The organism is Stenotrophomonas sp. (assembly GCF_032056425.1).
Taxonomy (GTDB): domain Bacteria; phylum Pseudomonadota; class Gammaproteobacteria; order Xanthomonadales; family Xanthomonadaceae; genus Stenotrophomonas.
This window is the reverse complement of the sequence record NZ_DAMBCN010000011.1, coordinates 95,841-120,051: the sequence shown is the minus strand read 5'-3', so window position 1 is coordinate 120,051 and position 24,211 is coordinate 95,841. Positions and strand designations below refer to the sequence as shown.

Genomic DNA, 24,211 nt, shown 5'->3' with positions numbered 1-24,211 from the left:
CTGCGTGGCCGCCAGCGATGCAGTGACCCCGGCCATGGAAGCCTGCCTGGATCAGGAGTTCGCTTGGCAGCAGGCGCGCATGCGCGCCGCGCTTGCGACCATTGATGCCGGCGCGGACAGTGAGTTCAAGGACACGCTGGGTGAAGAGCAGCACGCGTACATGCGTGACACCGACCGTTACTGCCATTTTGATCCGGCCACACAGGGCCAGGGCCAGATGTTGGACGCGCACTCCTGCCGGGTGAATCGCTTGGCCAACCGCGCCGATGCGCTGGAAGCCTTGATCCGCAGATAGTGCCCGCCACTGCGTGCGGCAGCGGCCCGCCACGAAGCACGTGACGGGCCGCTGCGTAGCCTGGAACGCCCTGCCTTTACCAGGCGTACTTCACGCCCAACTGCCCACCCACGCTGCGGAAACCGTAGTCCCCGCGCTGCGTGCTCAGTTCGCCCCAGCCCGTCAGCCTGGAGGACAGCTGCAGCTGCGCGCCAACCTTGGCTTCATACACGTTCTTCGACAGCACGCCCTGCAGGCGCTGCTCGCCCAGCCACACCGCATTGGCATCGCTGCCATTACGGATCCAGTTCACCGCCACGAACGGCTGCACGCGGTTGCCGGTCACGGACGTGGAGTGGCCGTACAGACGGGCGCCGACGCGCGTCTGCAGGCTGCCGGCCTCGGCCACCTTCACCACGGTGCCGTTCACTTCCTGGTGGCGACGGCCGTCCATACGGTAGTCAGTCCAGATTGCCTGCACCTGCGGCTCCAGATACAGCGCGCTGGCATCGCCTTGGCGCAGGCGCATGGCGTAGCCTGCCTCAACCGAGGCGGACAGACTGCGCGAGCGGTACTGCTCGCGTGCCAGGTTCTCGCCTTGCACACGGTTCTTGAAGCGTGCTGCCTGCAGCCAGCCGTCCACATACAGGCCGCCGTCATCCTTGGCGTTCTGGATCCAGGTGCTGTAGATGCCCAGCGAGCGGCCGTCCAAGCGACCTTCAGCGGTGTAGCCGGTCAGGTCGGAGCTGATGCGCTGGGTGACCTGACCGCTGGCGGCCATCACACCGACGACCCCGCGGTCCTGGCGACCCCAGAACGTCAGGTCGCCGCCGATCTGCACCACGTTGCGGCGGCCCTGCCCCACCAACTGGTCGGTCACCCGGTAGCGCGGCTGTTCGCTGATCACACGGGCCCATGCGCCGCCCAACGTGCCATCGCCCTGCTGCCGCTGGGCCAGGTTCGGCTCGCCCACGCGCTCGTGCAGTTCCATGTTGAACATACCCAGCGCCGACGCCTGGTTGGCCAGGTATGCGCCGGCTTCCGGGCGAAGGATCGGCATCGGCGTCAGCGGCGGATCGCCAGCACAACCTGCTTCAGCACAGGGATCGGCCGGCGGATCAAAGGTGGCCAGGTCCGAGCGCAGGTACCAGTCACCGTCGTTGGGGTTGCTGACGCCGCCCTGGTACAGGAAGTACTCGTACGCGCCGCCCACGGCACGGCCGGCCAGCGTGTACACGCCGGCGGAGGTGCCATCGACCTGCACCAGCTTGATGCCGTCGTGGCTGAGCGCGCCGGTACCGCCGATGTTGTTGACGGCGATGCGCGCGTTGCCGGACGTGTCACCCTTCACATGCAACCGATCAGTCGGCGAGCTGTCATCGCCCAGTTCGCTGTTCATTGCCAACAGGCTGTTGTCGGCGTGGAAGTTGCCGTCCACCACCAGCGTCTTGTACGTGCCGTCAGCGTGGTCGAACGCCACGGTGGAATCGACCAGGGACAGGCTGCCCACCGTGGAATCTCCGGTCAGGTCCCAGCGGCTGCCATTGGCCAGCGAAAGGACCCCGATCGCATCGGTAGCGCCCTTCCAGGCACTCTGGTTGTTCAGCGACAGGGACGAGGTGCGGTCCAGCGCACCGTTGCCGTCAGCATCGGTGGCGGCGTGGATGAAGCGGATATCACCCAGACCAACGGAACCGGTATCCAGCACGATACTGCTTGCTGCATCGGAGCGGAACTCTGCCAGAACCTCGTTGCCCGCCTCCAGCCTGCTGCCCTCGGCGGCATGCACCGTTGCCTGATCCAGCTGCAGCGCCGCCGCGGTGGCCGAGCGCAGCTCGCTGCCCTGCAACACCAGCTGCGTACCAGTGCGCATGTCGGCGCCCACCGCCGCTGCACCGTGCGTGGAGACGGTGCTGCGGACGAGGTTGACTGCGCCGCTGTCGCGGGCAAAGATGCCGGCACCGTCCGCGCCGCGCGTTTCAACGCTGCTGTCGGTCATGCTCAGCACGCTACCGGCGTCGCCAGCACCCACCCCCTGGCTACCGGTGCCCTCGGACAGCACCTGCACACCCACCAGATCGACGAGATTGTTGCCGCCATGTGCGGTAGCCCCGCGGGACTGGTCGCCCGTGGTCACGATGGTGCCGCGCTCCATGATGATCTGCGTTCCGCGACCTTCGCCGTTCAGTGCGCCGGCTGCGAAGCCTCCGGTGAACAGATCGCTGTCGGTCATGATAATGGATGCGCCATTGGAGGCCACAACAGCTGCGGGGCCGAACATGTTGCCCGAGGCGTCCCGCGAGCGGTCTCCAAAAGTGTCAATGCGCGAGCGTTCAATCACCACGTGATTTTCGCCGCTCGCCCACACGCCTCGGCTGCGATCACCAGCAGCACTGATCTGGCTGCCGGTAATATCCACGTTGGCCTGGCCGGTCACCAGCACGCCATGGGAGTCAACGCCACGTGCGGCGATCTGCGAATCGAGTACGGCTACGCGCGTGCCTGCATCACGTACCGTCAGGCCGTTGCCGCTGGTACGACCCGCAGTAAGTGACGTGCGGGTGAGCTGCAGCTGCGCGCCACCGGTCGCTGCGGCGGCATGCCCGCTTCGGTCGACGATGACACTGGAATCGGTGAGCGCGATGGATGCGTCCGCACCCCGGGCCAGCAATCCGATCGCACCTGCGCCAGTCGTGCTGATCTGTGCATTGGTCACCCGGATCGCGCCAGCAGCGGCGTAAAGCCCATAGCTCTCCTGGCCTTGGCTGGAAATCGTGCCGCCCTCGATATCGATCCAGCTGCCGGCCGAGTTGACCACCGCGCCATGGGCGAAGTTTCCAGAAACCGAAATATCGGTCTGGCGGAGGTTGGCAGTGGCGGAGGTGCGCGCCAGAATCCCGTGCGCACCATTCACGCTGGAAACAATGGAATCGTCTGCCAGGTCAATGTGTGCGCCATCCTCCACCACCACGGCATCGTGGGCGGAAGCAATCATGGGCGCGGCCAGGGCCGCAGCAATCGAGAGAGAAAGCACGCGCTGGGCGCGGATGATGATGGTGCGCATTTGAGCCTCGTCTGAAGGTGGCCCGGTTGGCCAACGAGGTAAATGCTAGAAACTGGGCCGCCCGCGCCCTATCGGACGTGGCGTAATTCGGCCCGCCACTGCATTGCATTCAGGTCGACGTAATCTGTCTGAACGAAGATGAACGGCCACAGCCAGGCTCGGCCTGTTCCATGTGCGGCATCTGCATTCATCCGCGTGGAGCGGGAGGACCTCGATTCAGCCGCTCGCCCCGTCGCTGCCGGTACCTGTGCGACCGATCTGGGAGGCCTGCACCAGGCCATGGCTCAGCGCGTAGTCAAAGATGTCCGCATCGCGCTGCAGGCCCAGCTTGCGCATCGCGGCCATTTTCTGCGTACTGAGTGTCTTGCGGCTGCGCCCCACGCGTTCGGCAATCTCCATCAGGGTCAGGCCTTCGGCAAACATGCGCAGCACTTCGGTTTCCCGCTTGGACAGCGCCGGCGCATTCTGCTGCACGCCGTCTGGCGCCTGTGCCAGCAGCCGCCGGATTTCCGGGGAAACAAAGGCAGCGTCGGCTTGGGCGGCGCGCACGGCGGGCACCAGCTGCTGCCACGGGTCGCTCTTGCTGACAATGCACCCTACCCCCGCGCTCTGGATGGACCGCAGTACCAGCGGACTCTCCATGCCAGTGAGCACCACCAGGCGCAGCGCAGGAAACCGTCGCTGCAGGAAGCGAAGCAGCGCGACCCCATCACCATGCCGTCCGTTGGGCATCGTGAAATCGCAGACGGCGACGTCAACCGGCGTGGCGTCGAGCAGATCCACCAGCTCACTGGAATTGCTGGCAAGCCCGGCGATCACGATGTCAGGATCTTTGGCCAGCAGCATCTGCATGCCGGTCAGCAGGACGGGGTGATCATCGGCAACCACGACGGTCAAGGTCATGAAGCACTCCTGGTGGATACGGTGTTCCCTGCCTGCGGTGCCACGCCACCCCCGCCTAGCATATAGTTGCGCGGCCACCCCACTTTGGGGAAGGCCCCGCCAGAGACCAGGGCTACGCCATGTCCGACTTGACCATCCGCGTCGCCGTTGCCGATGACCATCCGGTCGTCCGCATGGCCATTGAAGCGGCGATCGACGCAGTGCCGACGCTGCGGTTTGTGGGCGCAGCTGCCGATTCTTCCGAACTGGTGGCCTTGCTGGATGCTGCACCCTGCGAGGTGGTGGTGACCGATTATGCAATGCCCGGTGGCGCCCACGGCGATGGATTGCCATTGCTGGATATTCTGCGCGAACGTTACCCGCAACTGAAAATAATCGTGATGACCGGGCTGGACCAGTCGGTCGTGATCCAATCGCTTTACCAGAGCGGTATCACCCACATTCTCAGCAAGGCTGACGATACTGCCCATGTACCGGCGGCCATCGCCGCGGCGTGGGCCAACCGGCGCTACTTCTCGCCGTCTGTCGCGCAGATATTGTCGGCGCGTGCCGTGCCGGCGAAGGCAACCTTGTCGCCGCGCGAACGCGAGGTACTGACCCTGTATGTGTCCGGCCTGAGCATCAATGAGATCGCGTTGCGGCTCGACCGCCGCAAGCAGACCATCAGCACGCAGAAGACCGTGGGCATGGCCAAGCTCGGAATCGACAAGGAGGCCGATCTGTTCCGATTTGCCGCCGAGCTGGGGCTGCGCGCGCCGCTTGCCGGGACCGAATAGACGCACGGCTAGGCCTTCAGTCCGTGCCGATAGGCATCGACAGTCACCGCCAGGGATTGCAGCAGGTCCTGCAGCTCCGACTCTGGTACTGGCGCGCCTTCACGCAGGCGCGCTTCGACATCGCCGAAACGGTCGCCCAGATTGCGTTCGCCCATCATCAACAGCACCCCCTTCAGCGCATGCACCTGGTCGAGCACAGCGGCCGACTGTGCATCGCGCACTGCGTCGGCAAGGGTTCTGAGGTCGCGCGTACTGCTTTCCACGAAAAGCGTGCGCAGCTTCAACGGCAACTCCGCGCCGGCCACAGGCATCGGCGGCTTGCTGCGCGCGGCAGGCAGGTAACGTTCAAGGGCTTCTGAGAGCCGGTCGAGATCCAAGGGTTTCAACAGCAGGTTATCGATGCCCACCGCGCGGCAGCGCTCGCGCTCGCTGGACAGCGCGGTGGCCGTGACGGCGAGCACGGGCAGCGTCTCGCCGCGTGAGCGTATGGCCTGTGCCAGCTGATAGCCATCCATGACGGGCATGTTGATGTCGGTCAGTACGACATCCCAGGCGCCGGGCCGCCAAAGGCTCAGTGCAGCCTGGCCGTTCTCTGCGGTATCCACATGGCAGCCCAGCTCTTCCAACTGCTGCTGGATAAGCTCGCGATTCACCGGATTATCTTCCACCAGCAGCACGCTTCCGCGCATGACGTGGCCCGCTTGTGCGGGAGCCGCCGACGTCGCCGCAGGGGCGGCTCCCCCATCACTGCGCAACTGCAGCGCCCGCAGCAGCGCCGGGCTGGAATAGCTGGTGACATGCGTGCCGTCAGCGCGGGCTTCAGGGGCCAGGGGTCCACTGGGGTAAGCCCGAACCAGGCGCGCATGGGCCTGGCACAAGGCCAGCTCATCCTCGGTGGACCAGGCGCGGCGTTCGCCAACGATGAGCAACGTGCCGGGCAGCGCATCTGCGGGCAGCGCCGCCGGGCGATCAATCACCGTCAACGCGGCGCCCCAGCGCTGCAACAGGTGGCCGATCTCCTGCCGCCACTCTGGCGCTGCCGACAGCAAAGTGACTGCTTTGCCGGACAACGGGTAGGTGAGCGGTGCCGATCCTGTTTCCAGTGCGACCGGAACATCGAGCGTGAACACGCTGCCCACCCCCAGTGTGCTCTCGGCGTGGATCGAGCCCCCCAGCAGCTGCGCCAGCTGCCGGCAAAGGGCCAGCCCCAACCCGCTGCCACCGTAGCGCCGGGACACACTGGCATCGCCCTGTTCGAACGGACGGAACAACTGGCCCAGCTGTGCATCGGCGATTCCGACCCCGGAATCAATGACCCGAAGCCGCAACAGCACCTGCCCGGGCAGGGCGCCTTCGCCCACCCCCGCCTGCAGCGTGATGCGGCCCGATTCAGTGAACTTCACGGCATTGCTGAGCAGATTGTTGATGATCTGCCGGATGCGGTGCGCATCGGCGCGGTAGTCGTCATCCAGGCCCGGATCCACACCATAGAACAGCTTGACGCCCTTCTTGTGTGCCTGGGGTACATAGAGGAGCGCGGCCTGCTCGACCAGTTCGCGCACGTTGAAACGCACTGGATCGATGTCCAGCTGGCCGGCCTCGATCTTGGAGAAGTCCAGCACGTCGCTGATGATCGCCATCAGCGAATCGGCGGAGTGGCGGATCCGCTGCAGGCGTTCACTCTGCGCCGGCTGCAGCGTCGACCGCGCCAGCAGTTCCAGGTGTCCCAGTACGCCGTTGAGGGGCGTGCGGATTTCGTGGCTCATGGTGGCGACGAACGCGGTCTTCGCCCGGTTGGCGGCCTCGGCTGCGGCGCGGGCCTGTTCCGAATCCCGCCGCGCCCGGTCCAGGGTGTCCTGCAGCTCTACCTGCGCGGTGATGTCGTGCAGCGCACAGACCCAGACCTCCTGCTCCCGATAGCGCGCGTGTGCCAGCGCCACTTCCAGCTGGATGGGTGCCTGATTGTCGCGCTGCAGCGCCCAGGTGAATGTTCCATTCGTGCCGTTCAGTGAACGAGCGTGCTGTATCAACGCGGCATAGAGCGGAGGCACCGCCTCGCTTCCTGCGGGCGATTCGGCCAGAGCGCGCGCCACCTGGTTCTGCAGCAGTGGGGCACCATCCTCACAGCGCAGCAGGGCAAGACCCACCGATGCAGTGCCAATGATGGTCTGGCTGAGTGCCTCGCTTTCATACACGCGCGATGCCTCAGCCAGTACCGGCGTCATGATTCTCCGGTCCATGCGCCAGAGCAGCGTCCACAGCACGACCACGATGAGCGTGCCTGCAAGCGCATGCAGCGCGATGGGCAGGCCCTGGTCCTGCCACAGTGCTGCCCATCCATAGGGGTGGCTGAGGCGAGCATCCAGGCCCTGCAGCGCAGCGCCAACCTCGAACGGTGCCGACGAGGCTTCGCCAGCCAGGCCACCGTGTTCCGGATGCGCCCATGGCTGTCCGCCGCCAGGCGTGGCGTGCGCGGCCCCACCCTTCGCCAGAACGACCTCGCCATTCGACCTGGTCAGCAGATAGCTGCCCGCTGCGGTGGCATCCAGACGCGCAGCAATGCGGCTGACCGGCTCGAACGCGACCCGGCGGAAATAGGGCGTGCCGCCTTGCGCGAGCGTCGCAAGGCCCACCAGGGAGGGTTGGCCATCAAGCGGGTTCCGGCCAAAGAAGGACACCAGCCGATGGCTCTGCACTGCACTTTCCAGCGGGCCGGCGTGCGGGGTGGCCAGCTGCACCTGCGCCTGCACCGCCATCAACCGGGAAAAGGCCTGCGCACGCGAGGTCACCCGCAGCCGCTGCAGCAACTGCGCTTCATCAATGACACCGGGCAGCGCGAGCAGCCGGCCCTTGGGCTCGTATCCGTACACATGCGCCGGACCGGCGCCCTGCAATGCGCTTACCGCCGCAGCGGTGTACAACGAGTACTGGTACATCAGGCCCAGGTAGGCTTCCAGATCGGCCGTTGCCATGGGCTGGGCTGGATCGCCCAGCACCAGCCAGGGGACCGAGGTGCGTCCTTCCGCGCGTACCAGTACGCGCATGCCGTTGGCGTGATACTCGGCGACCATCGGCCGACCCAGCCGACGCAGCTCATCACGCTGGTCAGCCCACATCGCGTCACTGGCATTGATGCTGGCCGCGTAAGCGCGATCACGCTGGATCAGGAAGTAGTCGACCGCCCCCTTTGCCTCGAAGAACTTCTGTCGCTCGCGTGCGTGGAAATCGCTGACGCCTGAGAGGATGCTGATGATGGCCGTCAGCACCACCAGTACGGTGATCACTCCGCCCCCGGCGAGAAACAGCCTGCGTTGCGAGCGGCGCAGGGCCTGCAGCGAAGGGGCGGGCAGTTCAGGCGAAGGTGGATGCATGGCGCGGGCCTGAGCGATCGTGTGGGCTGCCATGAATCTAGTGCATGCCCTGCCCGGCCGCCAGCGCTGCCGGACCGGGCGCCAGCAGCGCCTGCAGCAGCGCGTCGCCGGCATAGCAGGAGACCCTCCAGATGTTTCCACGCGCCTGCGGCTTCAGCGGGCCATCGGCGGAAAGGTGGATGACGCGCCGCCGCCCCGAAGCAGCGGGTAGCCCGCTGCGGCCGGAAACCCTTTCGAACACCACCAGCGGTTCCTGTGCGTTCAAGCCGTCGTGGACGACGGCGGCCGACTCGTCCACCAGCGCGACCTGCGCCCCCCAGCCTTCCAGGCGCCGTCGCAGCTCTTCACGCCAGCCACGTATGGTGGAGGCCAGCAGCACTCTGCGGCCAGCCAGTGGCACGCCTGCCGCCACCCGGCCCTCCTGTACGGGTACGCTGAAGCTGAAGACGGTGCCCACACCGGGCGTGCTGCGGGCGGAGATCTGCCCTCCCATGCGGTTGCAGAGTTCACGACACAAGGACAGGCCCAGACCGGATCCGCCAAAGCGGGTGATGATGCTCGCGTCGGCCTGCACGTAGAGCTGGAACAGGCGTTCCACCTGCCGCGGACTGAGGCCGATGCCCGAATCCACCACTTGCAGCAACAGCCCGGGCGCTGCCGTGCCCCCTCGCCATTGGACCTTCATCTCGACACGGCCCGAGGGGGTGAACTTCACGGCATTGCTGACCAGGTTGCGCAGCACCTGCTCTATGCGCGCCTGCGGGCCGACCACCCAGACCGGCACGTCCGCATCGACTGAAACATCCAGCACCAATCCCTTGGCCTCGGCCAAGGGCGAGAACAGCAGCGCCACCCTTTCCAGCAGCACCACGGGTTCGAAGGGTTCCGACACCAGATCGAGATAGCCGGACTCCGCGCGGGAGAAATCCAGCACGTCGTTGATGATGACCAGCAGCGAGTCGGCCGCCTGGGTGATGCGTCGCAGGCGCGCCAGCTGATTCTCATCCAGCGATGATCGACCCAGCAGTTCAAGGTGGCCAAGAATGCCGTGCAGCGGCGTGCGGATCTCGTGGCTCATCGTGGCCAGGAAGCGCCCCTTTGCCATGCTGGCGGCCTCTGCCGATTCGCGGGCACGCTTTTGCTGCTCTTCAAGTTCCACGCGCGCGCTCAGATCGCGCACGGCGCACAGCAACACCCGTCGGCCCTGGTAGTTTGCACCGGTTGCACCCACCAGCAGCAGGCCGGGCGTGCGCTGCGGGTCACCGGAAAGCGGCACTTCGAATTCGGCGGTCAAGGTATCGGGACCGGAAAGGATGCGTGAGGCCTCTTCCACCATGCAGGCATAGAGCAGCACCCCCCTCCGCTCAGCCGTGGCGGCGAGTTGCCGCATCATTTCGTTCTCAAGCACCGGCTCACCGCTGTGGTGGTCCAGAAGGCACAGACCCACTGGCGACAGCTGGATCAATGCCCGGCTGAGCTGTTCCCCCTGGTACACGCGTGCGGCCCGAGCGAGCGCCGGCCCGAATGCACGCCAGTGCAGCCAGGCAAGCAACACCCAGAGGCCGAGCAGCAGCCCTGCGGTCACGACGCCGGAGCCGATGTAGAGACGCCGGCCCTCACCGATGACGTCACCCACGCAGTAGGTAGTGACCAATGCCCAGTCTGCATCGGCAATGCGCACGGCCTGAAAGAACCGCACTCCTTGCCGGAACGTCACGACCGTGTGCCCCTCCCGCTCGCCTGCGCGCACGCGTTCAGCGACCGCGCCCAGGTTCAGGTCGCGCGAACTTGCCGTGCCAGCGACAATCCGCCCGGAACGGGTCAACACGAAGGACGCCCCGCGATCGGCCATGCGCATGGCCCGCGACAGGTCCGCCGTGGATTGGAGGGTGACCATCGTACCGATTGCGGTTCCAGCATCGGTGGCCGCCAGTGCTGTCGCAATGGAAGGCGCGCCCGTAAGCGGATGCTCGACCAGGAGCATGTGCGGTTTACCGTCCGATCGTTGCTGCAGACCGGCCGGTGGATGGATGAGCGCGGAGAGGCGATCGATCAGGCCGGCACGATCCGGCGCGCCGGTGGTGGCCAGCAGTTGCTGCTCGGTCATGCCCTCGCCGAGTACCAGCAGCTGGCGGCTGGGGTCGAGGAAGAAGGTGTCTTCGCCTTCGTTGCCTTCGCTGTCCGCGCTGCCCAGCCGGCGGATGATGGACAGCGAATGGGCCAGCATCAGGTAGCGGTCAAGCCGACGGGAGGGCCAGGCATCGACGCCCACGCCAAGCACCATCTGCGGCGCGCTTTCCGGCCCCGCGGTGACAACCATGCGCTGCCCAGCGTGCACGAACCGCTGCCTCTCGGCATCCAATGCGGCTGCCTCGCCGTCTGGGCGATACCGCCAGGCATATTCGGCCATGTTCAGCATGCGCTGGTGGGCACCATCGGTGTTGGCCAGATAGGCTTCTGCAATGGCACGACTGCGTTGCAGTGCCTCCAGCCGTCGCGCCTGGAACCCCGCGGCATGGAACAGGAGCAGTGCAATCCAGCCACACACGATGGCCACGCTGAGCAGACAGCCACCGCCCAGCAGTACGCCACGCTGGTACCTGCGCAGCGCACTGAGGTCGCAATCGCTTGAGGTGGAGGGAGCCGGATTCCGCCTCGACCAGGCGGCGCGAATGAGACGTATCATGGTGGGCTGCGCAGGCGGGCACGCAAGCGTCAATGCGCTTGCAGGCGCCAGAAAAAGGGCCGTCAGCCTATCCAGCCGCCGCTGGGCTACCTATAGGACCGGGCTGATTCACGGCCCGGCGGCTCACTGAGCCCGGCAGCGAAGCCAATGCCCCTTGCCCCCGACAGCCCAATGGCCCCATGCTGGTGTCAGCCCAGGACGCCATGTCATACAGGGGGCCGTACTTGAGCCTGATTCGAGCAACCGCCCGCCGCCGAACGGTTACCGAGGCCATTGCGATCGCCGCGCTGGTGGCTGTCGCTCTGCTGGCCGGGGCGCAGGCCGTGCTCTATTCGGAAGACAGTGCCACCTCCGAACGCGTTGCAGAAGCGGTATTGGGCCGGTCGGAAACCATCACCCGGGTACGTCGCGCAGTGACCGATGAGGCATTGCGTGTCCAGGGCGTACCCTGTTCCACCGAAGAACTGGAGCGCTTCAAGGCCCTTACCTTCCACTCCAGCTTCATTGCCGACCTGGGGCGGATTGATGGCGGGCGCCTGTCCTGCTCCGCCACCTGGGGTGACCTTGCCGCAAGGCCGCTGCCACCGCCGACGTTCCACCTTGGCAGCTCTCAGGTCTGGCTGAGCGATGACCTGGCCGGCACCCCTTATGCGGGCACGACGCTGATTGCCCGCGACGGCGTCTTCAGCGTCTCCTCCACCTCGGCGTTCGACGGCATTGATGGGCTGGGCACCAGCAGCAGCACGCTCAGTATTGTTGTTGACAACCGCGCTCACGCCATCCGCAAGCTGGCACCGCGCACCGGTGATGTTACGCGCATCGACAGCGTGCATAGCCGTACCTGCAGCGTGCAGAACAACGTCTGCGTGGTAGTGGAAACCCCGCGGCGGTCCGTTGCCGGGCTGCCACCCTGGCTGCTGGTGCTTCTGTTCGGCCTGAGCGCGTTCGCCGGCGCGGTCGCTGCCTGCCTCCTGGCGCGCCGGCGCAGCGCCCAGCACGGCTCCATCCACGCGCGTCTGGACCAGGCCATCAGGCAGGGTGAGATACAGCTGGTCTATCAGCCACTCTGTCGAATCCGTGACCAGCAACTGGTGGGATTCGAAGCCCTGAGTCGTTGGCATCCTCAGGCCGGCGAGGATATTCCGCCTTCGGTTTTCGTGCCCATCGCGCGCCAGTTCAACCTGACCCCACTGTTGTTCCGCCACGTGCTGGCCCAGGCGCTGCTGGAACTGGGGCCGTCGCTGCGCCGCCACCCGCTGCTGTATGTGAGTGTGAACGCCGAGCCCCACGATCTGGCCCAGGCGTGTGTAGTGCGTTATCTCGATGCGCTGCTGCATGAAGCAGGCCTGCGTCCCTCGCAGATACGCATCGAAGTCACCGAGCGGGAGCAGCTGTGCGAGGTCGGCAAGGCCAACATCGGCCGGCTTGAAGCATTGGGCTACAAGCTGCTGATCGACGACTTCGGCACTGGAAGCGCGAACTTCTCGCACTTGGCCGAATCACCGTTCCACGGCGTCAAGATCGATCGCATGTTTGTTACGGCAATCACCGAAGATTCGCCGCTGCGCTCGGTGCTGCCGGGCATGTATCAGATTGCCCGCAAGCTGGGGATGGACGTGATCATCGAGGGCATCGAAACGCCGGAGCAGGTGGCCTTGCTGCGCGAACTGGCCACCGATGCCGTGGGCCAGGGTTGGCACTATGGCTATCCCCTGCCCTCTGAGGATGCAGTTGTCATGCTTGGGTAGTAGCGATCTTCGTACTCGGCCTGGACCATGCCCTGATTGACGTAGTGGTCTGGACGTGCCCCCAGATGTTCCGTGGCAAACCGCAACGCGTCTTCCACGACTTCGAACATCCACTCCTTGCCAAATGGCAGGTGCGGGTCTACGGCCTCGAATTCACCTACATCGACGAAATCCGGGCCGCCGTAGCACGTCGCTATGTGTTCCTGTATGAAGGCAACGCGGCGTTCAACCTGACCCAACGCTGCTACAACCGCGGCGGCCGGCATACCTTCGTCACCGGTGCACGCACATCGGGCCCGAACGTGTATTTGGACTGCCTGGCCACCGATGACAGCAATGACAGCGGTCCGCACCATCGATGGTCCACCGGCGTGCTGTACGACAACACCAAGGGCTACATGCTGCGTGCGCAGAACCGCCGCTACAGCGGCAGCGGGCACGGTTGGGCGGGCGCACAGCAGATGTTCTGGAACACCGAGCACGGTACCTACGTCATGCAGGCACCGCCCTTCGCCATGAACTGGAGCGTGGGCCAGGTGGGCAGGATCGCGCCCGGCAAGTTCCCGCCCGAAGAACCCGCAGGCATCGTGCAATCCGCGGGACAGGTGGTGGCGCCGCGCAGCCTGTATCTGCAGCAGTTGCGTGACCGGCTGGGCGCGCAGGCGGTGATCAACGTAACCACGGGGGAACAGCGTGCCGGGCGTATCTGGGACAGCCTGGCAGCGCGGGGTGGCGAGTGACTCGGTCACTGTAAACATCACCCTCGCGCAGGAACACGCTCAGTCGCGCAGGCTCGACGCTACGGGTTCATCGTGGAGGGAAGCCTCAAGCAGGTTGACGTAGGTATCCAGGCGCTCGCGCTGGATGATCAGCATCCATCCCATGATGTAAAGCAGCACCATGGCGAAGATCAGGATGGCACCCGCCCAGCCCACGTCGAACACACCCTGCCAGCCGCTGGTCTTCCAGCCCCGGTACTGCACGTAGAGCGCAACCAGCAGCGGGAACGGGCCCAGCTTCTGCAGGCTGCCATAGAGCAGGCCCATGCGCTCGCCCATGTTGGTTCTTATCACGCTGACGAAGCGCAGGCGCTGTTCGCGCTCGCGCCGCGGGAACCGTTGCAGATCAGCGACGACAGCCTGCCAATGCCCGAATTGGTTGTCCATTTCCTGGGCGTGGGAGAGACGAGGCTGGATGTACTGGCGGTATTCCCTGCGCGCCATCAGGGCACCGCTGATGGCAAAGCCACCGATCTCCACCACCAGGCATACCAGCAGCAAGGGCAGCAGCACGCTGGCGGGCAACCAGCGGTCCAGCAGCAGGCCGGTAGCCAGGCCCAGCAGTGCTGCACCTGCGCCCACCCGCACCGACCAACGCTCAACGCCACTGGGCTTGGGGTAGATGCTCTGGCCTGCCAAGGCCTGCACGCGGCGATAGAGTGCGTGGAAGGTGAGGCCTTCAACGGGCGCTTTCGCAGCGGCCGGTGTGGCGTCCAGGTACTGCGTGTCCATTGCATCACCCATGCTGTGCTCCTTGCGGGGAGCTGCATGCTAGCGCAACCGCGCGTGCGGGGGTTCGGTCAATCTCGCTCGACGCTAGAATTGATGCAGGGCCTCAAACACCGGAGTCCGGCCCCCGGTCAGCTCAATGATGCGCCGACGGACCTGTGGCTGCTCCACCAAGGCCACCAACGCGGCCGCCACGTCGGCACGCGGAACCTCGCCATAGGCAATGGCCAGTCCTGCGTGCACCCGACCCGTACCCGCTGCATCGGTCAGCGTGCCGGGGCGCAGGATCACCCAGTCCAGGCTGCTGCTGGCCAGGTGCACATCCGCCGCCTTCTTCACCGCCATGTAGTTTTCGAACGTGTCCGACAGGTGCTTGCCGCGACCGGCTTCCGGGAATGCGGAAACCAGCAGGAAGCGCGGCACCTGCGCCTGGACGGCCGCCGCCACCGACAGCTCCAACCCGCGGCCATCAATGGCATCGGTCATGGCGGGGCCGCCCTTCCCGCCTGCACCGGCAGTAAACACGACCACGTCGTGGTCCTGCATCAAGGTGCCCAGCGCGTCTGGCTGAAGCTGCAGCAGATCGCCCTGAACAGGCTGCGCGTCCAAGGCGGAGAGATCGGCGCTCTGTTCGGCGGAACGGTGCATGGCGGACACGCGATGGCCACGCGCCGCAGCCTGCTGCACCAGTGCACGACCAATTTTTCCGGCCGCGCCAATAACAAATATCCTGCTCACGCGAGGTCCCATACCAATGAACTGGCAGACAGTGTGCGGCGGCGCGTAGAAACCGAACGTGATCGCGCTGGATGGCTTGAACAGACGTGCGATGACACCCGATGCGGGTACTGGTCGGCAACCATGGCGTTGCCGAGAAGATGAAGGTGGACAGCCCGCGCAATGACGGGCCGGCACACCGGCACCCGCGGTGCCTTATCTGCCACTTGCGTGGCGGGCACTCTCGCCGTTCTGCGCTGCGCTCTCGCGGCTCTGCGCGAATTCGGGGAAGGTCTCCGCAATGGATGCCTTGTCCGGCAGCACATAGAACACACCGCCCTTTTCGAAGGTGGACTTCACCACCTCGTCGTAGAACATCGGCGACACGTTGATGCAGCCGTGGGTCACGCGGTTGTCGTCGGGCGTGGCCGAGGCCAGGCGCTCAGCGCGCCTCTCCTTCGACGTGCCCTTGGGCATGGGATGGATCGAGACCGCAGATTCGTAATCGACCCACAGCACACGACCGGCATCGATGGACGGCCCAAAACCGCCGATGAAACGGCCAGCCGGCGTGGTACGGTCGCGGCCGGGAATCTCGCGCAATGCCAGGCCTGCAACGCCGGGGGCGATGTGGTCACCCTTGGCCGAGCCGAACAACGCCGGCGCTGCGCCGCGCAGCTTGCCATCGCCACCGAAGATCAAAATCTGTGCGGCCGCCTTGTCCATGATCGCGAACGGATAGCCTTGGCTGTCCTTGCTGGCCACCACCCAACCAGCCAGTTCAATCACCGTGTCCGACACGCTCTGGCCTTCGGGCAGTTCATCAACCGCCGAAGACGGTGCCGGCGGCGTGCCGTTCTTCGCACTTGCCACACCGGTGCCGGCAAGGGTCAACACCAGGGCCATGGCCAGCGCAGCGCGCAGCGGGCGGTTTGCAGGGTTGGGGAACATAGGGATGGCACGACTCCTTGCTACTGGTACTACAGGGTCGGCACCGGTGGCCCGCGAAGGCCACCGGTGTCCGGGTCAAACGGTACTGCGTGGGGGAGCGATCACCCGCGCGGGGTACGGCGCGGTGCCGATTCAAGCTGCTGTACGCGGCCTTCGATCTGGTCCAGGCGCTGGTTGGCCTGCTGTGCCGACTGGTTGGCCGACTCGGCGCTCTGGGCGGCGCCCTGCACCTTCACATCAAGCGCGTCGAGACGCGAATTGATGGTTGCGAATTCTTCCTTGTAGGTGGCGCAACCGCTGAGAGCGGCGGCGGCGAGGATGGCTACACCGAGCGTACGGGCCAGGGTCTTGTGTTGCTGGTTCAGGAACATTGCACTCCCTCCTTCGTCTGGGGAAGCCCGAATATAGCGGCCTTTTTGGCAGTTGACCGAGCACCTTTCAGCTACGGTTGGACGAGGTGGAGGGGGTGTGAAGAAATGTGAAATGGCGTGTAAATGTTCATGGTCCAGAGGCTGTTCAAACCCCGGTTGTAGTGGCCGCTATTGCTGCGGCCAGCGTTCCTTGCAGCCGAAGCGCACACGGTTGTCGGTGGCCTTGATCCAGGACGGCACGAACTGCCAGTACACCGGCGCAGGATCGCGGCGCCGCTGACGACGGCGGCGGACCGCTCCACCCACTTCGGCCACCCCTGCAGCAGCCCGAGCTCGCTCATGTGCTGGCTGAGCGTGCTGTAACCCGGTACCAGCAGCCCCGCCAGAGCCAGTACCCCCATGGCAAGAAGGGGGACGAACGATATGTGCCGCAGGGTAACGGTAGGCATGGACCAGACATCTGCCGGTTGGGGTGTGGAGGGCTTGGATGCAAAGGGCCTGCCGATGGTTTAAAGCGTCGCACCATTGACGCCCCGCATCCCCGGTCGCGCGCATACTGCTGCCCCACCCCACTGCGGAGCGCTTCATGAAGGTCCTGATGGTTCTGACGTCGCATGATCAACTTGGCGACACCGGCAAGAAAACCGGCTTCTGGCTGGAGGAGTTCGCTGCGCCGTACTACGTGTTCAGCGATGCCGGTGCGCAGATCACCCTGGCCTCCCCCGCCGGTGGCCAGCCCCCGCTGGACCCGAAGAGCGACCTGCCCGACTTCCAGACCGCGCTGACCGAACGCTTCAAGGGCGATGCGAAGGCGCAGCAGGCGCTGGCCAGCACCGTGAAGCTGGACAGTGTGAAGCAGGAGGATTTCGACCTGGTGTTCTACCCCGGTGGTCATGGGCCGCTGTGGGATCTGGCCGAATCCAAGCCATCCATCGCACTGATCGAAGCTTTCGAGCGCGCCGGCAAGCCAGTGGGGTTCGTCTGCCATGCGCCGGGCGTGCTGCGCCATGTAAAAGCGGCCGACGGTTCACCGCTGGTGAAGGGGCGCAAGGTGACGGGCTTCACCAACAGCGAGGAAGCGGCGGTCGAGTTGACCGATATCGTGCCGTTCCTGGTGGAAGACGAGCTGATCGCGCTGGGCGCTGCATATGAAAAAGGCGCGGATTGGGCATCGCATGGCGTGACCGACGGCCTGCTGGTGACCGGGCAGAATCCGGCCAGTTCCGAATGGGTTGCCAAGGAACTGCTGCGCCTGGGCACCGCCCGGTAGAGTCGAGCTTGCTCGACTGCAATGCGTGACCGATCGCGACGCATCCACGCATGGCGTGGATCTACAACGGTGCCATCCAGTAGATCCACGCCATGCGTGGATGATTTGGGTGCCATCCAGTAGATCCACGCCGCGCGTGGATGGTTTGCGTGGTTGGGGCCAGCGCCCCTTCCTTGCGGAAAGGGATCTGACCCCTGCCCGGCTTACAGGAAGTCGTAACTGAGAGTGAAGCGCACGTCACGGCCCGGCTGCGACCAGCGGCCGATACCTTCATAGCTGGTGGCGCCCTGGAAGATGGCGGTGCCGCCACCGGCGGTGCGCACGCGGTTCCACAGGTAGTATTCCTTGTTGAACACGTTGTAGACACCGGCGGTCAGGTGGATGCGCGGGGTGATGCTGTAGCTGCCGAACACGTCCAGCAGGGTGTACTCGCGCGCCTTGTAGGCATACAGCGGCAGCACTTCGGCGCCGTAGCTGGCGTTGGTCACGCTCAGGCCGTAGTCGGACGGGTCCTTGCGATCCTGGTGAGTGACGTTGACGGTCACGCTCCAGCGCCGCGACGGCGCGTTGTAGGTCCCCGGCCACGGCCTTGGCCGGAATGATGCTGGCCAGCGGACGGCCGTCGTTGTCTGTGGCTTCGTTGTACGAATAGGCCACGCGTGCCAGCCAGTCGTCGGCCAGCAGCCACAGGCCTTCGGCCTCCACGCCCTTCACCACCACTTCGCCGCGGTTGATCGGCATGGTGTAGGTGTAGCCATTGGTGACCGTGGTGACGCCGCGCACGGTGGTGCTGTACTGCGTACCGGCATCGCCGACGAACTGGGCGGTGTCGATGAAGTTGCTGTACTTGTCACGGAACAGCGACACGCCCAGGCGCAGGCGATCGCTCTGGTAGCGCCAGCCCAGTTCCAGGTTCAGGCTGCGCTCGGCGTCCAGGTCCGGGTTGCTCTTTCCGTCGGGCACAGTAACCGTGGCGCCGTCCGAAACCCGCGTGACTTCGGTGGTGGACGAGGTACCGTACATATCGTTCACGCCGGGCGCGCGGAAGCCACGGCCCACCTGGGTCCACAGCGACTGGGTATCGGTGAACTTGAATTCGGCGCCCAGGTTCCAGGTCGGCGCGGCGAACTTGGAAGTGCCGACACTGCCGCCGTCATCCACATAGCCAGCGTCACCGTTGCCACCGGCCGAGGTTTCCGGCGTGTACTTGTAACTGTCGTAGCGCAGGCCGCCGGTCAGGCTCAGGCGATCGTCCAGCAGGCGCACGCGGTCACGCACGTAGGCAGTCAGGTCGGTCTCCTTGGTGTCCGGCCACAGCGAAGGGTCGGTATCGCGGGTGAACAGCGAGCCATCGTTGCCCCAGCGCGAATCCACCGAGTTCCAGTGGATCTTGGCCTGCTGCCACGCTGCGCCGTACACCAGGTCATGGCGCACGCCGCCGGCCTCGATGCTCTTGTCGAAATCCAGCGCCACGCGGTTGCGCTTCTGCGTGTCCCAGCGGTCTTCCTGCCGCGCACACGGTGCGGCTACCGAGCGCAACGGCCAGGACCTGCCGCGTTACCTGATCGCCTTCATCGCATCGCTGCGTGATCTGGTGATCGCCAACCCCGGCCTTGCCCCCCATCTGCTGCGCCGCTCGGTGGCCTCGCCGTCGATAAGTGCTCGCATCGCCGAGCATCAGCAGGCCGTTGCAGCTGCCTATGGGCTGCCGTTGGCGCAGGCACGCTGGCTGCTGTCGACCGTGGCCTTCCATTGTGTGGCCGCGGCCGACACGTTGTACGCCGGCACGCGGGAAGATGGACTGTCTGACGAAGAACGCGCGCGCGATGCAACGGAAGTCGAACGTGAGTTCGCCCAGGGCATGCATGCGCTTGTGCTGGGGGCGATGCAGATCGTGCGCGGCGAGGCTGATCTGCAGGCGCTCTCGCTGCCGCCGCCCGCGCGCGGCTGAGGTGCGGCGGTGGTTCATCCCGCGCTTACGGGCGTGTTCTAGCATGGAGGGGTCCAACGCCTGCCCGGGAACCCAATGACCGACCACGCTTCGACCGCCCTTTCCGAAGCCGAACGCCAGCGTGCGCTCGATGCCCTGCACATTGTCGGCAGCCTGCCCGAACCGGCCTACGATGACATCGTGAAAGTGGCCGCCGCCGTGTGCGGCACGCCGATGGCCCTGGTCACCCTGATTGATCGCGACCGCCAATGGTTCAAGGCCCGTACCGGTCTGGACGGCAGCCAGACCGACCGCGATGTAGCAGTCTGCGACCATGCGATCCGCGAGCCCAGCCAACTGCTGGAAGTCGGTGATCTGAGCCAGGACGCACGCTTTGCCGACAACCCGGTGCTGAAGGAGATCGGCGCACGCTTCTACGCGGGCATGCCGCTGGTGACCGGCAGCGGTGCGGCGGTGGGCAGTGTGTGCGTGGTGGACCTGGCACCGCGCTCGCTTACTCCGGTGCAGCGCGAGGCCCTGCAGGCGCTGGCCCGGTTGACCATGAACCTGATGGAGGCGCGCAGCCGCGAGCGCGAACAGGAAGTGGTGGCCCTGCTGGAACAGACGGTGGCCGCCGAGCCGGTCGGCAGCGACGCCACCACCGCAGGTACGCAATACACCATCGTGATTCTGGAGCTGCAGGATCTGGCCGCGCTGGCGGAGCAGTTGGGCGAACGCGGCCTGGACCGCCAGTTGCAGCAGCTGGATGCGGCGCTGGAACGGTGCCTGCAGACCGAGCGTGGCGACAGCATCAACCGGGTCACCGGCAGCGGTGAGTTCATTGCCGTGCTGGGCAGCGACCAAGCCGATGCCACCCTGCATGCGCTGCAGGGCGTGGCCGACGAAGCCGCCGCCCGCCTGGGTCGCCCGTTGCTGCTGGGCGCGGCCACCGGCAGCCGCGACGAGAACACCACTGCGGTGTTCGTGCGCGCCGACCAGGCCCTGGCCATCGCCAAGGACGCGCGCAGCTAGTCGGCTTTGGCGTAACGCCAGGCCACCGTGCTGCGCAGGTGCTGCAGCAGGTGGTCCAGGAACACGCGCACGCGCGGTGCCAGCTGCTTGCCCGAGCCATGCACCGCGCTCAGCGGCGAGGTGGCCAGCGCGTGGTCGGGCAGCACTTCCACCAGGCGCCCCGCCTGCAGGTCCTCGGCCACGTCCCAGATCGATTTGCGGGCAATGCCGGCGCCCTGCAGCGCCATCAGGTGCGCGGCCTCGCCGTCGTCGCACAGCGTGCTGGCCTGCAGCGGCAGTGCCAGCGCGGCATCGCCCTGGCCGAAGCGCCAGTGGCTGACCGGCGGGCTGCCCGAGGCAATGCAATCGTGCTGCTGCAGGTCGGCAATGCTGCGCGGCAGGCCACGCCGTTGCAGGTAGTCCGGCGATGCGCACAGCACCCGACGGTTCGGCGCCAGTTCGCGCGCCACCAGCCGCGAATCATCCAGCGTGCCATAGCGCAGGGCCAGCTCGATGCCCTCGCCCACCAGATCGACGATCTCATCGCGCAGCGACAGGTGCACGCGTACACCGGGATGGGCCATCTGGAACTCCCGCACCGCTGGTACTACATGGCGCCGACCGAAACCGTTCGGGGCGGTCACCCGCAGCATCCCCGCCACCAGATCCTGGCGCTGCGCAAGCGCCGCTTCGGCCGCTTCCACTGCCTGCAGCACCTGGCGGCAGTGTTGATGGAACACGCTGCCCTCGTCGGTGAGCGAGACCCGGCGCGTGCTGCGGTTAAGCAGGCGCACCTGTAACCGGCGCTCCAGCGCTGACAGCCGCTTGCTGACCACGGCCAGCGACACACCCAGGTCGCGCGCCGCAGCGGACAGGCTGCCGCCGTGCACGATGCGATCGAAGGTGCGCAGTTCACCCAGGTCTTCGATCATCGCGATTCTTTCCTTTCGGGCAACAGCACCTTTCCCATATTGCCATTCCGGAAAGCATCACGCAGCAACACAATGGATCGATCCATGTCGGCCGGGGAGCGGTCGGCGCCGGGCCCGAAGTCGAGCACGCCACCGCGACAGGACGCGCGCGAAGCTGTGCACCAGCCACCCCACAGGTAGCCACCCCGCAATGAACGATGACGCCGAACCGATGGCGCCGGCGCTGAGCCGCCGCCGCTTTTTCCAGGGCCTGACCCTGATTCCCGTGGCGGCCGCCCTGCCCGCCTGTGCGCCCGGCACCCCCGCGCAGAACGCGCAGGCACCCGCCGCTGATGCCGCCGACTACCGCCCCGAATTCTTCAACGCCGCCGAATGGGCCTTCATCGTCGCGGCCTGCGATCGGCTGATCCCCGCCGACGAGACCGGCCCCGGCGCGGTGGAATCGGGCGTGCCCGAGTTCCTCGACCGGCACATGCAGACGCCCTACGCCGCCGGCGCCATCTGGTACATGCAGGGCCCCTTCCTGGAAGCGCCGAGCGAATTCGGCTACCAGGGCAAGCTTGCGCTGCGCGATATCGTGCGCGTGGGCATTGGCGCCTTCGATGCGCACTGCCGCGCACAGTTCCAGGGCAAGACCTTCGCCCAGCTGGACCACGCCCAGCAGGAAACCCTGCTGAAGGCCGCCGAGGGCGGCAAGCTGGAACTGGACGCCATTTCCAGCAAGCTGTTCTTCTCCAACCTGCTGGGTGAAGTGAAGAACGGCTACTTCGCCGACCCCAAATACGGGGCCAACAAGGGCATGGCCGCGTGGAAGATGATCGGCTACCCCGGCATGCGTGCCGACTACCTGGACTGGATCGGGGTGCGCGACAAGGCCTACCCGCTGCCGCCGGTGGACCTGGCTGGGCGGAGGGGCTGAGCGCATGGCCATCACGAAACCGAAAGTAGACGCCGTGATCGTCGGCATGGGCTGGACCGGGGCGATCCTGGCCAAGGAACTGACCGACGCCGGCCTGCACGTGGTCGCGCTGGAACGCGGCGGCGACCGCGATACCCAGCCTGATTTCGCCTATCCCAATGTGGTGGACGAGCTGGAAGGCTCGGTACACCGCCGCTACCTGCAGAGCCTGGCGCAGGAAACCGTCACGATTCGCCACACCCTTGCCGATACGGCCGTGCCGTACCGGCAGATGGGCTCGTTCAAGCCCGGCACTGGCGTGGGCGGTGCGGGCAGCCACTGGTCGGGCGCGCATTTCCGCCCGCTGCCAGAAGACATGAAGCTGCGCAGCAACGTGGAAGAACGCTATGGCAAGCGTTTCATCCCCGATGACATGACCATCCAGGATTTCCCGGTCAGCTATGCCGAGCTGGAGCCGCACCTGCACATGTTCGAACTGGTGTGCGGCACCTCCGGCAAGGCCGGCGTGGTCAATGGCGTGGTGCAGGCTGGCGGCAATCCGTTCGAGGGTTCGCGCTCGGCCGAGTATCCGCTGGGGCCCAACCCCAACTACCTGGGCGGTGAGCTGTTCTACAAGGCGGCCAAGGAAATGGGCTGGCATCCCTACCCGATTCCCGCCTCCAATGCCTCTGGCCCCTATGTGAACCCCTATGGCTGCCAGTTGGGCCCGTGCAATGCCTGCGGCTTCTGCAGCGATTACGGCTGCCTGAACTATTCCAAGGCCAGCCCCAACGCCTGCATCCTGCCGGTGCTGCGCCAGCGCCCGACGTTCGAACTGCGCACGCATTCGCAGGTGCTGAAGGTGGACCTGGACAGCAGTGGCAAGCAGGCCACCGGCGTGACCTACCTGGATGCCCAGGGCCGCCAGGTGCAGCAGCCGGCCGACCTGGTGCTGCTTTGCGCGTTCCAGCTGTACAACGTGCACCTGATGCTGCTGTCCGGCATCGGCCAGCCCTACGACCCGGAATCCAACACCGGCACGGTGGGCCGCAACTACTCCTACCAGAACCTCAACCGGGTGGTGCTGTTCTTCGACAAGAGCGTGCAGGCCAATGGCTTCATCGGCATTGGCGGTGCGGGTACCACCATGGACGACCTCAACGGCAACCAGTTGGACAACGCGAAGGCCGGGTTCGTCGGCGGCGGCCTGGTCTGGGCGCGCCAGCCCGGCGCCGGCCCGGTGCGCGGCATCAACGTGCCTTCGGGTACGCCCAGCTGGGGCGCGGCATGGAAGAAGGCGGCCGCGGACAACTTTCGCCACAACTTCTATTACGAAGTACAGGGCGCGTGCATGGCCTACCGCCAGCATTACCTCAGCCTGGACCCCAACTACACCGACAGCTTCGGCCGGCCCCTGCTGCGCATGACCTTCGATTGGCACCCCAACGAGATCAAGGCCTCGCAGTTCTTCGTCGGCAAAGCGATGGAGATGAGCCGCGTGCTCAACCCGCTTTCCATGAGCGGTGATGCCAAGAAGGACGGCGAGCACTACAACATCACCAAGTACCAGAGCACGCACACCTGCGGTGGCGCAATCATGGGCGCCGATCCGAAGACCTCGGCGCTGAACCGCTACCTGCAGAGCTGGGACGTGCCGAATGTCTTCGTGATCGGCGCCAACGCGTTCCCGCAGAACAACGGCTACAACCCCACCGGGCTGGTCGGCGGGCTCGCGTACTGGGCGGCCACGGCCATCCGCGAAAAGTACCTGCCCGATCCGGGCCCGCTGGTACAGGCCTGA

19 protein-coding genes are annotated in these 24,211 nt (G+C 65.9%); 9 read left to right on the top strand and 10 right to left on the bottom strand.

Annotated features, from left to right (window positions below):
* On the top strand, nt 1–295 hold a 295-nt coding region (locus RTY46_RS09630; protein WP_312708051.1), incomplete at its 5' end, for a lysozyme inhibitor LprI family protein.
* Between the two features lie 76 nt (nt 296–371).
* Here the strand turns inward: RTY46_RS09630 and RTY46_RS09625 are convergent.
* On the bottom strand, nt 372–3,338 hold the full coding sequence (locus RTY46_RS09625; protein ID WP_312708050.1) for an autotransporter outer membrane beta-barrel domain-containing protein: 2,967 nt from the start codon (nt 3,336–3,338) through the stop codon (nt 372–374).
* 216 nt (nt 3,339–3,554) lie between these two features.
* Complete coding sequence (locus RTY46_RS09620; RefSeq protein ID WP_312708049.1) at nt 3,555–4,241, bottom strand: response regulator transcription factor; 687 nt, start codon at nt 4,239–4,241, stop codon at nt 3,555–3,557.
* Nucleotides 4,242–4,360: 119 nt separating this feature from the next.
* On the opposite strand from RTY46_RS09620, the gene RTY46_RS09615 reads away from it, so the two are divergent.
* The gene (locus RTY46_RS09615) at nt 4,361–5,017 is read left to right on the top strand and encodes a response regulator transcription factor (protein ID WP_312708048.1); all 657 of its coding nucleotides are present in this window, start codon (nt 4,361–4,363) and stop codon (nt 5,015–5,017) included.
* Between the two features lie 8 nt (nt 5,018–5,025).
* On the opposite strand, the gene RTY46_RS09610 is transcribed toward RTY46_RS09615, so the two are convergent.
* Together RTY46_RS09610 and RTY46_RS09605 are read right to left on the bottom strand one after the other, a co-directional pair.
* Complete coding sequence (locus RTY46_RS09610; RefSeq protein WP_312708047.1) at nt 5,026–8,502, bottom strand: response regulator; 3,477 nt, start codon at nt 8,500–8,502, stop codon at nt 5,026–5,028.
* Nucleotides 8,426–11,074 carry an ATP-binding protein gene (locus RTY46_RS09605; protein WP_312708045.1) on the bottom strand — a complete coding sequence of 883 codons (2,649 nt, stop codon included), beginning with the start codon at nt 11,072–11,074 and terminating at the stop codon, nt 8,426–8,428. The genes RTY46_RS09610 and RTY46_RS09605 overlap by 77 nt, the downstream gene beginning before the upstream one ends.
* Nucleotides 11,075–11,298: 224 nt before the next feature.
* On the opposite strand from RTY46_RS09605, the gene RTY46_RS09600 reads away from it, so the two are divergent.
* Nucleotides 11,299–12,822, top strand: coding sequence for an EAL domain-containing protein (locus RTY46_RS09600; protein ID WP_312708043.1), 1,524 nt, complete (start codon nt 11,299–11,301; stop codon nt 12,820–12,822).
* A 65-nt stretch (nt 12,823–12,887) separates the two neighbouring features.
* The gene (locus tag RTY46_RS09595) at nt 12,888–13,562 is read left to right on the top strand and encodes a hypothetical protein (protein ID WP_312708041.1); all 675 of its coding nucleotides are present in this window, start codon (nt 12,888–12,890) and stop codon (nt 13,560–13,562) included.
* 39 nt (nt 13,563–13,601) lie between these two features.
* Here the strand turns inward: RTY46_RS09595 and RTY46_RS09590 are convergent, their stop codons facing one another.
* The 4 genes from RTY46_RS09590 to RTY46_RS09575 form a co-directional block, all read right to left on the bottom strand.
* Nucleotides 13,602–14,345: a hypothetical protein gene (locus tag RTY46_RS09590; RefSeq protein ID WP_312708039.1), complete on the bottom strand. Its 744-nt coding sequence runs from the start codon at nt 14,343–14,345 to the stop codon at nt 13,602–13,604.
* Between the two features lie 72 nt (nt 14,346–14,417).
* Nucleotides 14,418–15,245 (bottom strand): NAD(P)-binding oxidoreductase, encoded by an 828-nt coding sequence (locus RTY46_RS09585; protein ID WP_312708037.1) that lies wholly within the window; start codon nt 15,243–15,245, stop codon nt 14,418–14,420.
* Between the two features lie 18 nt (nt 15,246–15,263).
* Nucleotides 15,264–15,947: a hypothetical protein gene (locus RTY46_RS09580; RefSeq protein WP_312708054.1), complete on the bottom strand. Its 684-nt coding sequence runs from the start codon at nt 15,945–15,947 to the stop codon at nt 15,264–15,266.
* 152 nt (nt 15,948–16,099) lie between these two features.
* A complete protein-coding gene (locus RTY46_RS09575; RefSeq protein WP_312708036.1) occupies nt 16,100–16,369 on the bottom strand; it encodes a hypothetical protein in 270 nt (89 codons plus the stop codon).
* Nucleotides 16,370–16,955: 586 nt separating this feature from the next.
* Between RTY46_RS09575 and RTY46_RS09570 the strand changes: the two genes are divergently transcribed.
* Nucleotides 16,956–17,639, top strand: coding sequence for a type 1 glutamine amidotransferase domain-containing protein (locus RTY46_RS09570; protein ID WP_312708035.1), 684 nt, complete (start codon nt 16,956–16,958; stop codon nt 17,637–17,639).
* A 270-nt stretch (nt 17,640–17,909) separates the two neighbouring features.
* On the opposite strand, the gene RTY46_RS09565 is transcribed toward RTY46_RS09570, so the two are convergent.
* On the bottom strand, nt 17,910–19,178 hold the full coding sequence (locus RTY46_RS09565) for a TonB-dependent receptor (protein ID WP_312708033.1): 1,269 nt from the start codon (nt 19,176–19,178) through the stop codon (nt 17,910–17,912).
* On the opposite strand from RTY46_RS09565, the gene RTY46_RS09560 reads away from it, so the two are divergent.
* Complete coding sequence (locus tag RTY46_RS09560) at nt 19,129–19,590, top strand: hypothetical protein (protein ID WP_312708031.1); 462 nt, start codon at nt 19,129–19,131, stop codon at nt 19,588–19,590. The genes RTY46_RS09565 and RTY46_RS09560 overlap by 50 nt on opposite strands.
* Nucleotides 19,591–19,665: 75 nt before the next feature.
* Complete coding sequence (locus RTY46_RS09555) at nt 19,666–20,601, top strand: GAF domain-containing protein (protein WP_312708029.1); 936 nt, start codon at nt 19,666–19,668, stop codon at nt 20,599–20,601.
* Here the strand turns inward: RTY46_RS09555 and RTY46_RS09550 are convergent.
* A complete protein-coding gene (locus RTY46_RS09550) occupies nt 20,598–21,512 on the bottom strand; it encodes a LysR family transcriptional regulator (protein WP_312708027.1) in 915 nt (304 codons plus the stop codon). The genes RTY46_RS09555 and RTY46_RS09550 overlap by 4 nt on opposite strands.
* Before the next feature lie 190 nt (nt 21,513–21,702).
* Between RTY46_RS09550 and RTY46_RS09545 the strand changes: the two genes are divergently transcribed.
* On the top strand, nt 21,703–22,431 hold the full coding sequence (locus RTY46_RS09545; protein WP_312708026.1) for a gluconate 2-dehydrogenase subunit 3 family protein: 729 nt from the start codon (nt 21,703–21,705) through the stop codon (nt 22,429–22,431).
* A 4-nt stretch (nt 22,432–22,435) separates the two neighbouring features.
* Nucleotides 22,436–24,211, top strand: coding sequence for a GMC family oxidoreductase (locus RTY46_RS09540; protein WP_312708025.1), 1,776 nt, complete (start codon nt 22,436–22,438; stop codon nt 24,209–24,211).

Bases quoted from the DNA above. Each gene is read 5' to 3' on its own strand.
- RTY46_RS09625 (WP_312708050.1), bottom strand. From the start codon at position 3,338: ATGCGCACCATCATCATCCGCGCCCAGCGCGTGCTTTCTCTCTCGATT.
- RTY46_RS09620 (WP_312708049.1), bottom strand. From the start codon at position 4,241: ATGACCTTGACCGTCGTGGTTGCCGATGATCACCCCGTCCTGCTGACC.
- RTY46_RS09615 (WP_312708048.1), top strand. From the start codon at position 4,361: ATGTCCGACTTGACCATCCGCGTCGCCGTTGCCGATGACCATCCGGTC.
- RTY46_RS09610 (WP_312708047.1), bottom strand. From the start codon at position 8,502: ATGCCGGCGACGCGCTGCTGCAGGCGCTGCTGGCGCCCGGTCCGGCAG.
- RTY46_RS09605 (WP_312708045.1), bottom strand. From the start codon at position 11,074: ATGATACGTCTCATTCGCGCCGCCTGGTCGAGGCGGAATCCGGCTCCC.
- RTY46_RS09595 (WP_312708041.1), top strand. From the start codon at position 12,888: ATGTTCCGTGGCAAACCGCAACGCGTCTTCCACGACTTCGAACATCCA.
- RTY46_RS09590 (WP_312708039.1), bottom strand. From the start codon at position 14,345: ATGGGTGATGCAATGGACACGCAGTACCTGGACGCCACACCGGCCGCT.
- RTY46_RS09575 (WP_312708036.1), bottom strand. From the start codon at position 16,369: ATGTTCCTGAACCAGCAACACAAGACCCTGGCCCGTACGCTCGGTGTA.
- RTY46_RS09570 (WP_312708035.1), top strand. From the start codon at position 16,956: ATGAAGGTCCTGATGGTTCTGACGTCGCATGATCAACTTGGCGACACC.
- RTY46_RS09555 (WP_312708029.1), top strand. From the start codon at position 19,666: ATGACCGACCACGCTTCGACCGCCCTTTCCGAAGCCGAACGCCAGCGT.
- RTY46_RS09550 (WP_312708027.1), bottom strand. From the start codon at position 21,512: ATGATCGAAGACCTGGGTGAACTGCGCACCTTCGATCGCATCGTGCAC.
- RTY46_RS09545 (WP_312708026.1), top strand. From the start codon at position 21,703: ATGAACGATGACGCCGAACCGATGGCGCCGGCGCTGAGCCGCCGCCGC.
- RTY46_RS09540 (WP_312708025.1), top strand. From the start codon at position 22,436: ATGGCCATCACGAAACCGAAAGTAGACGCCGTGATCGTCGGCATGGGC.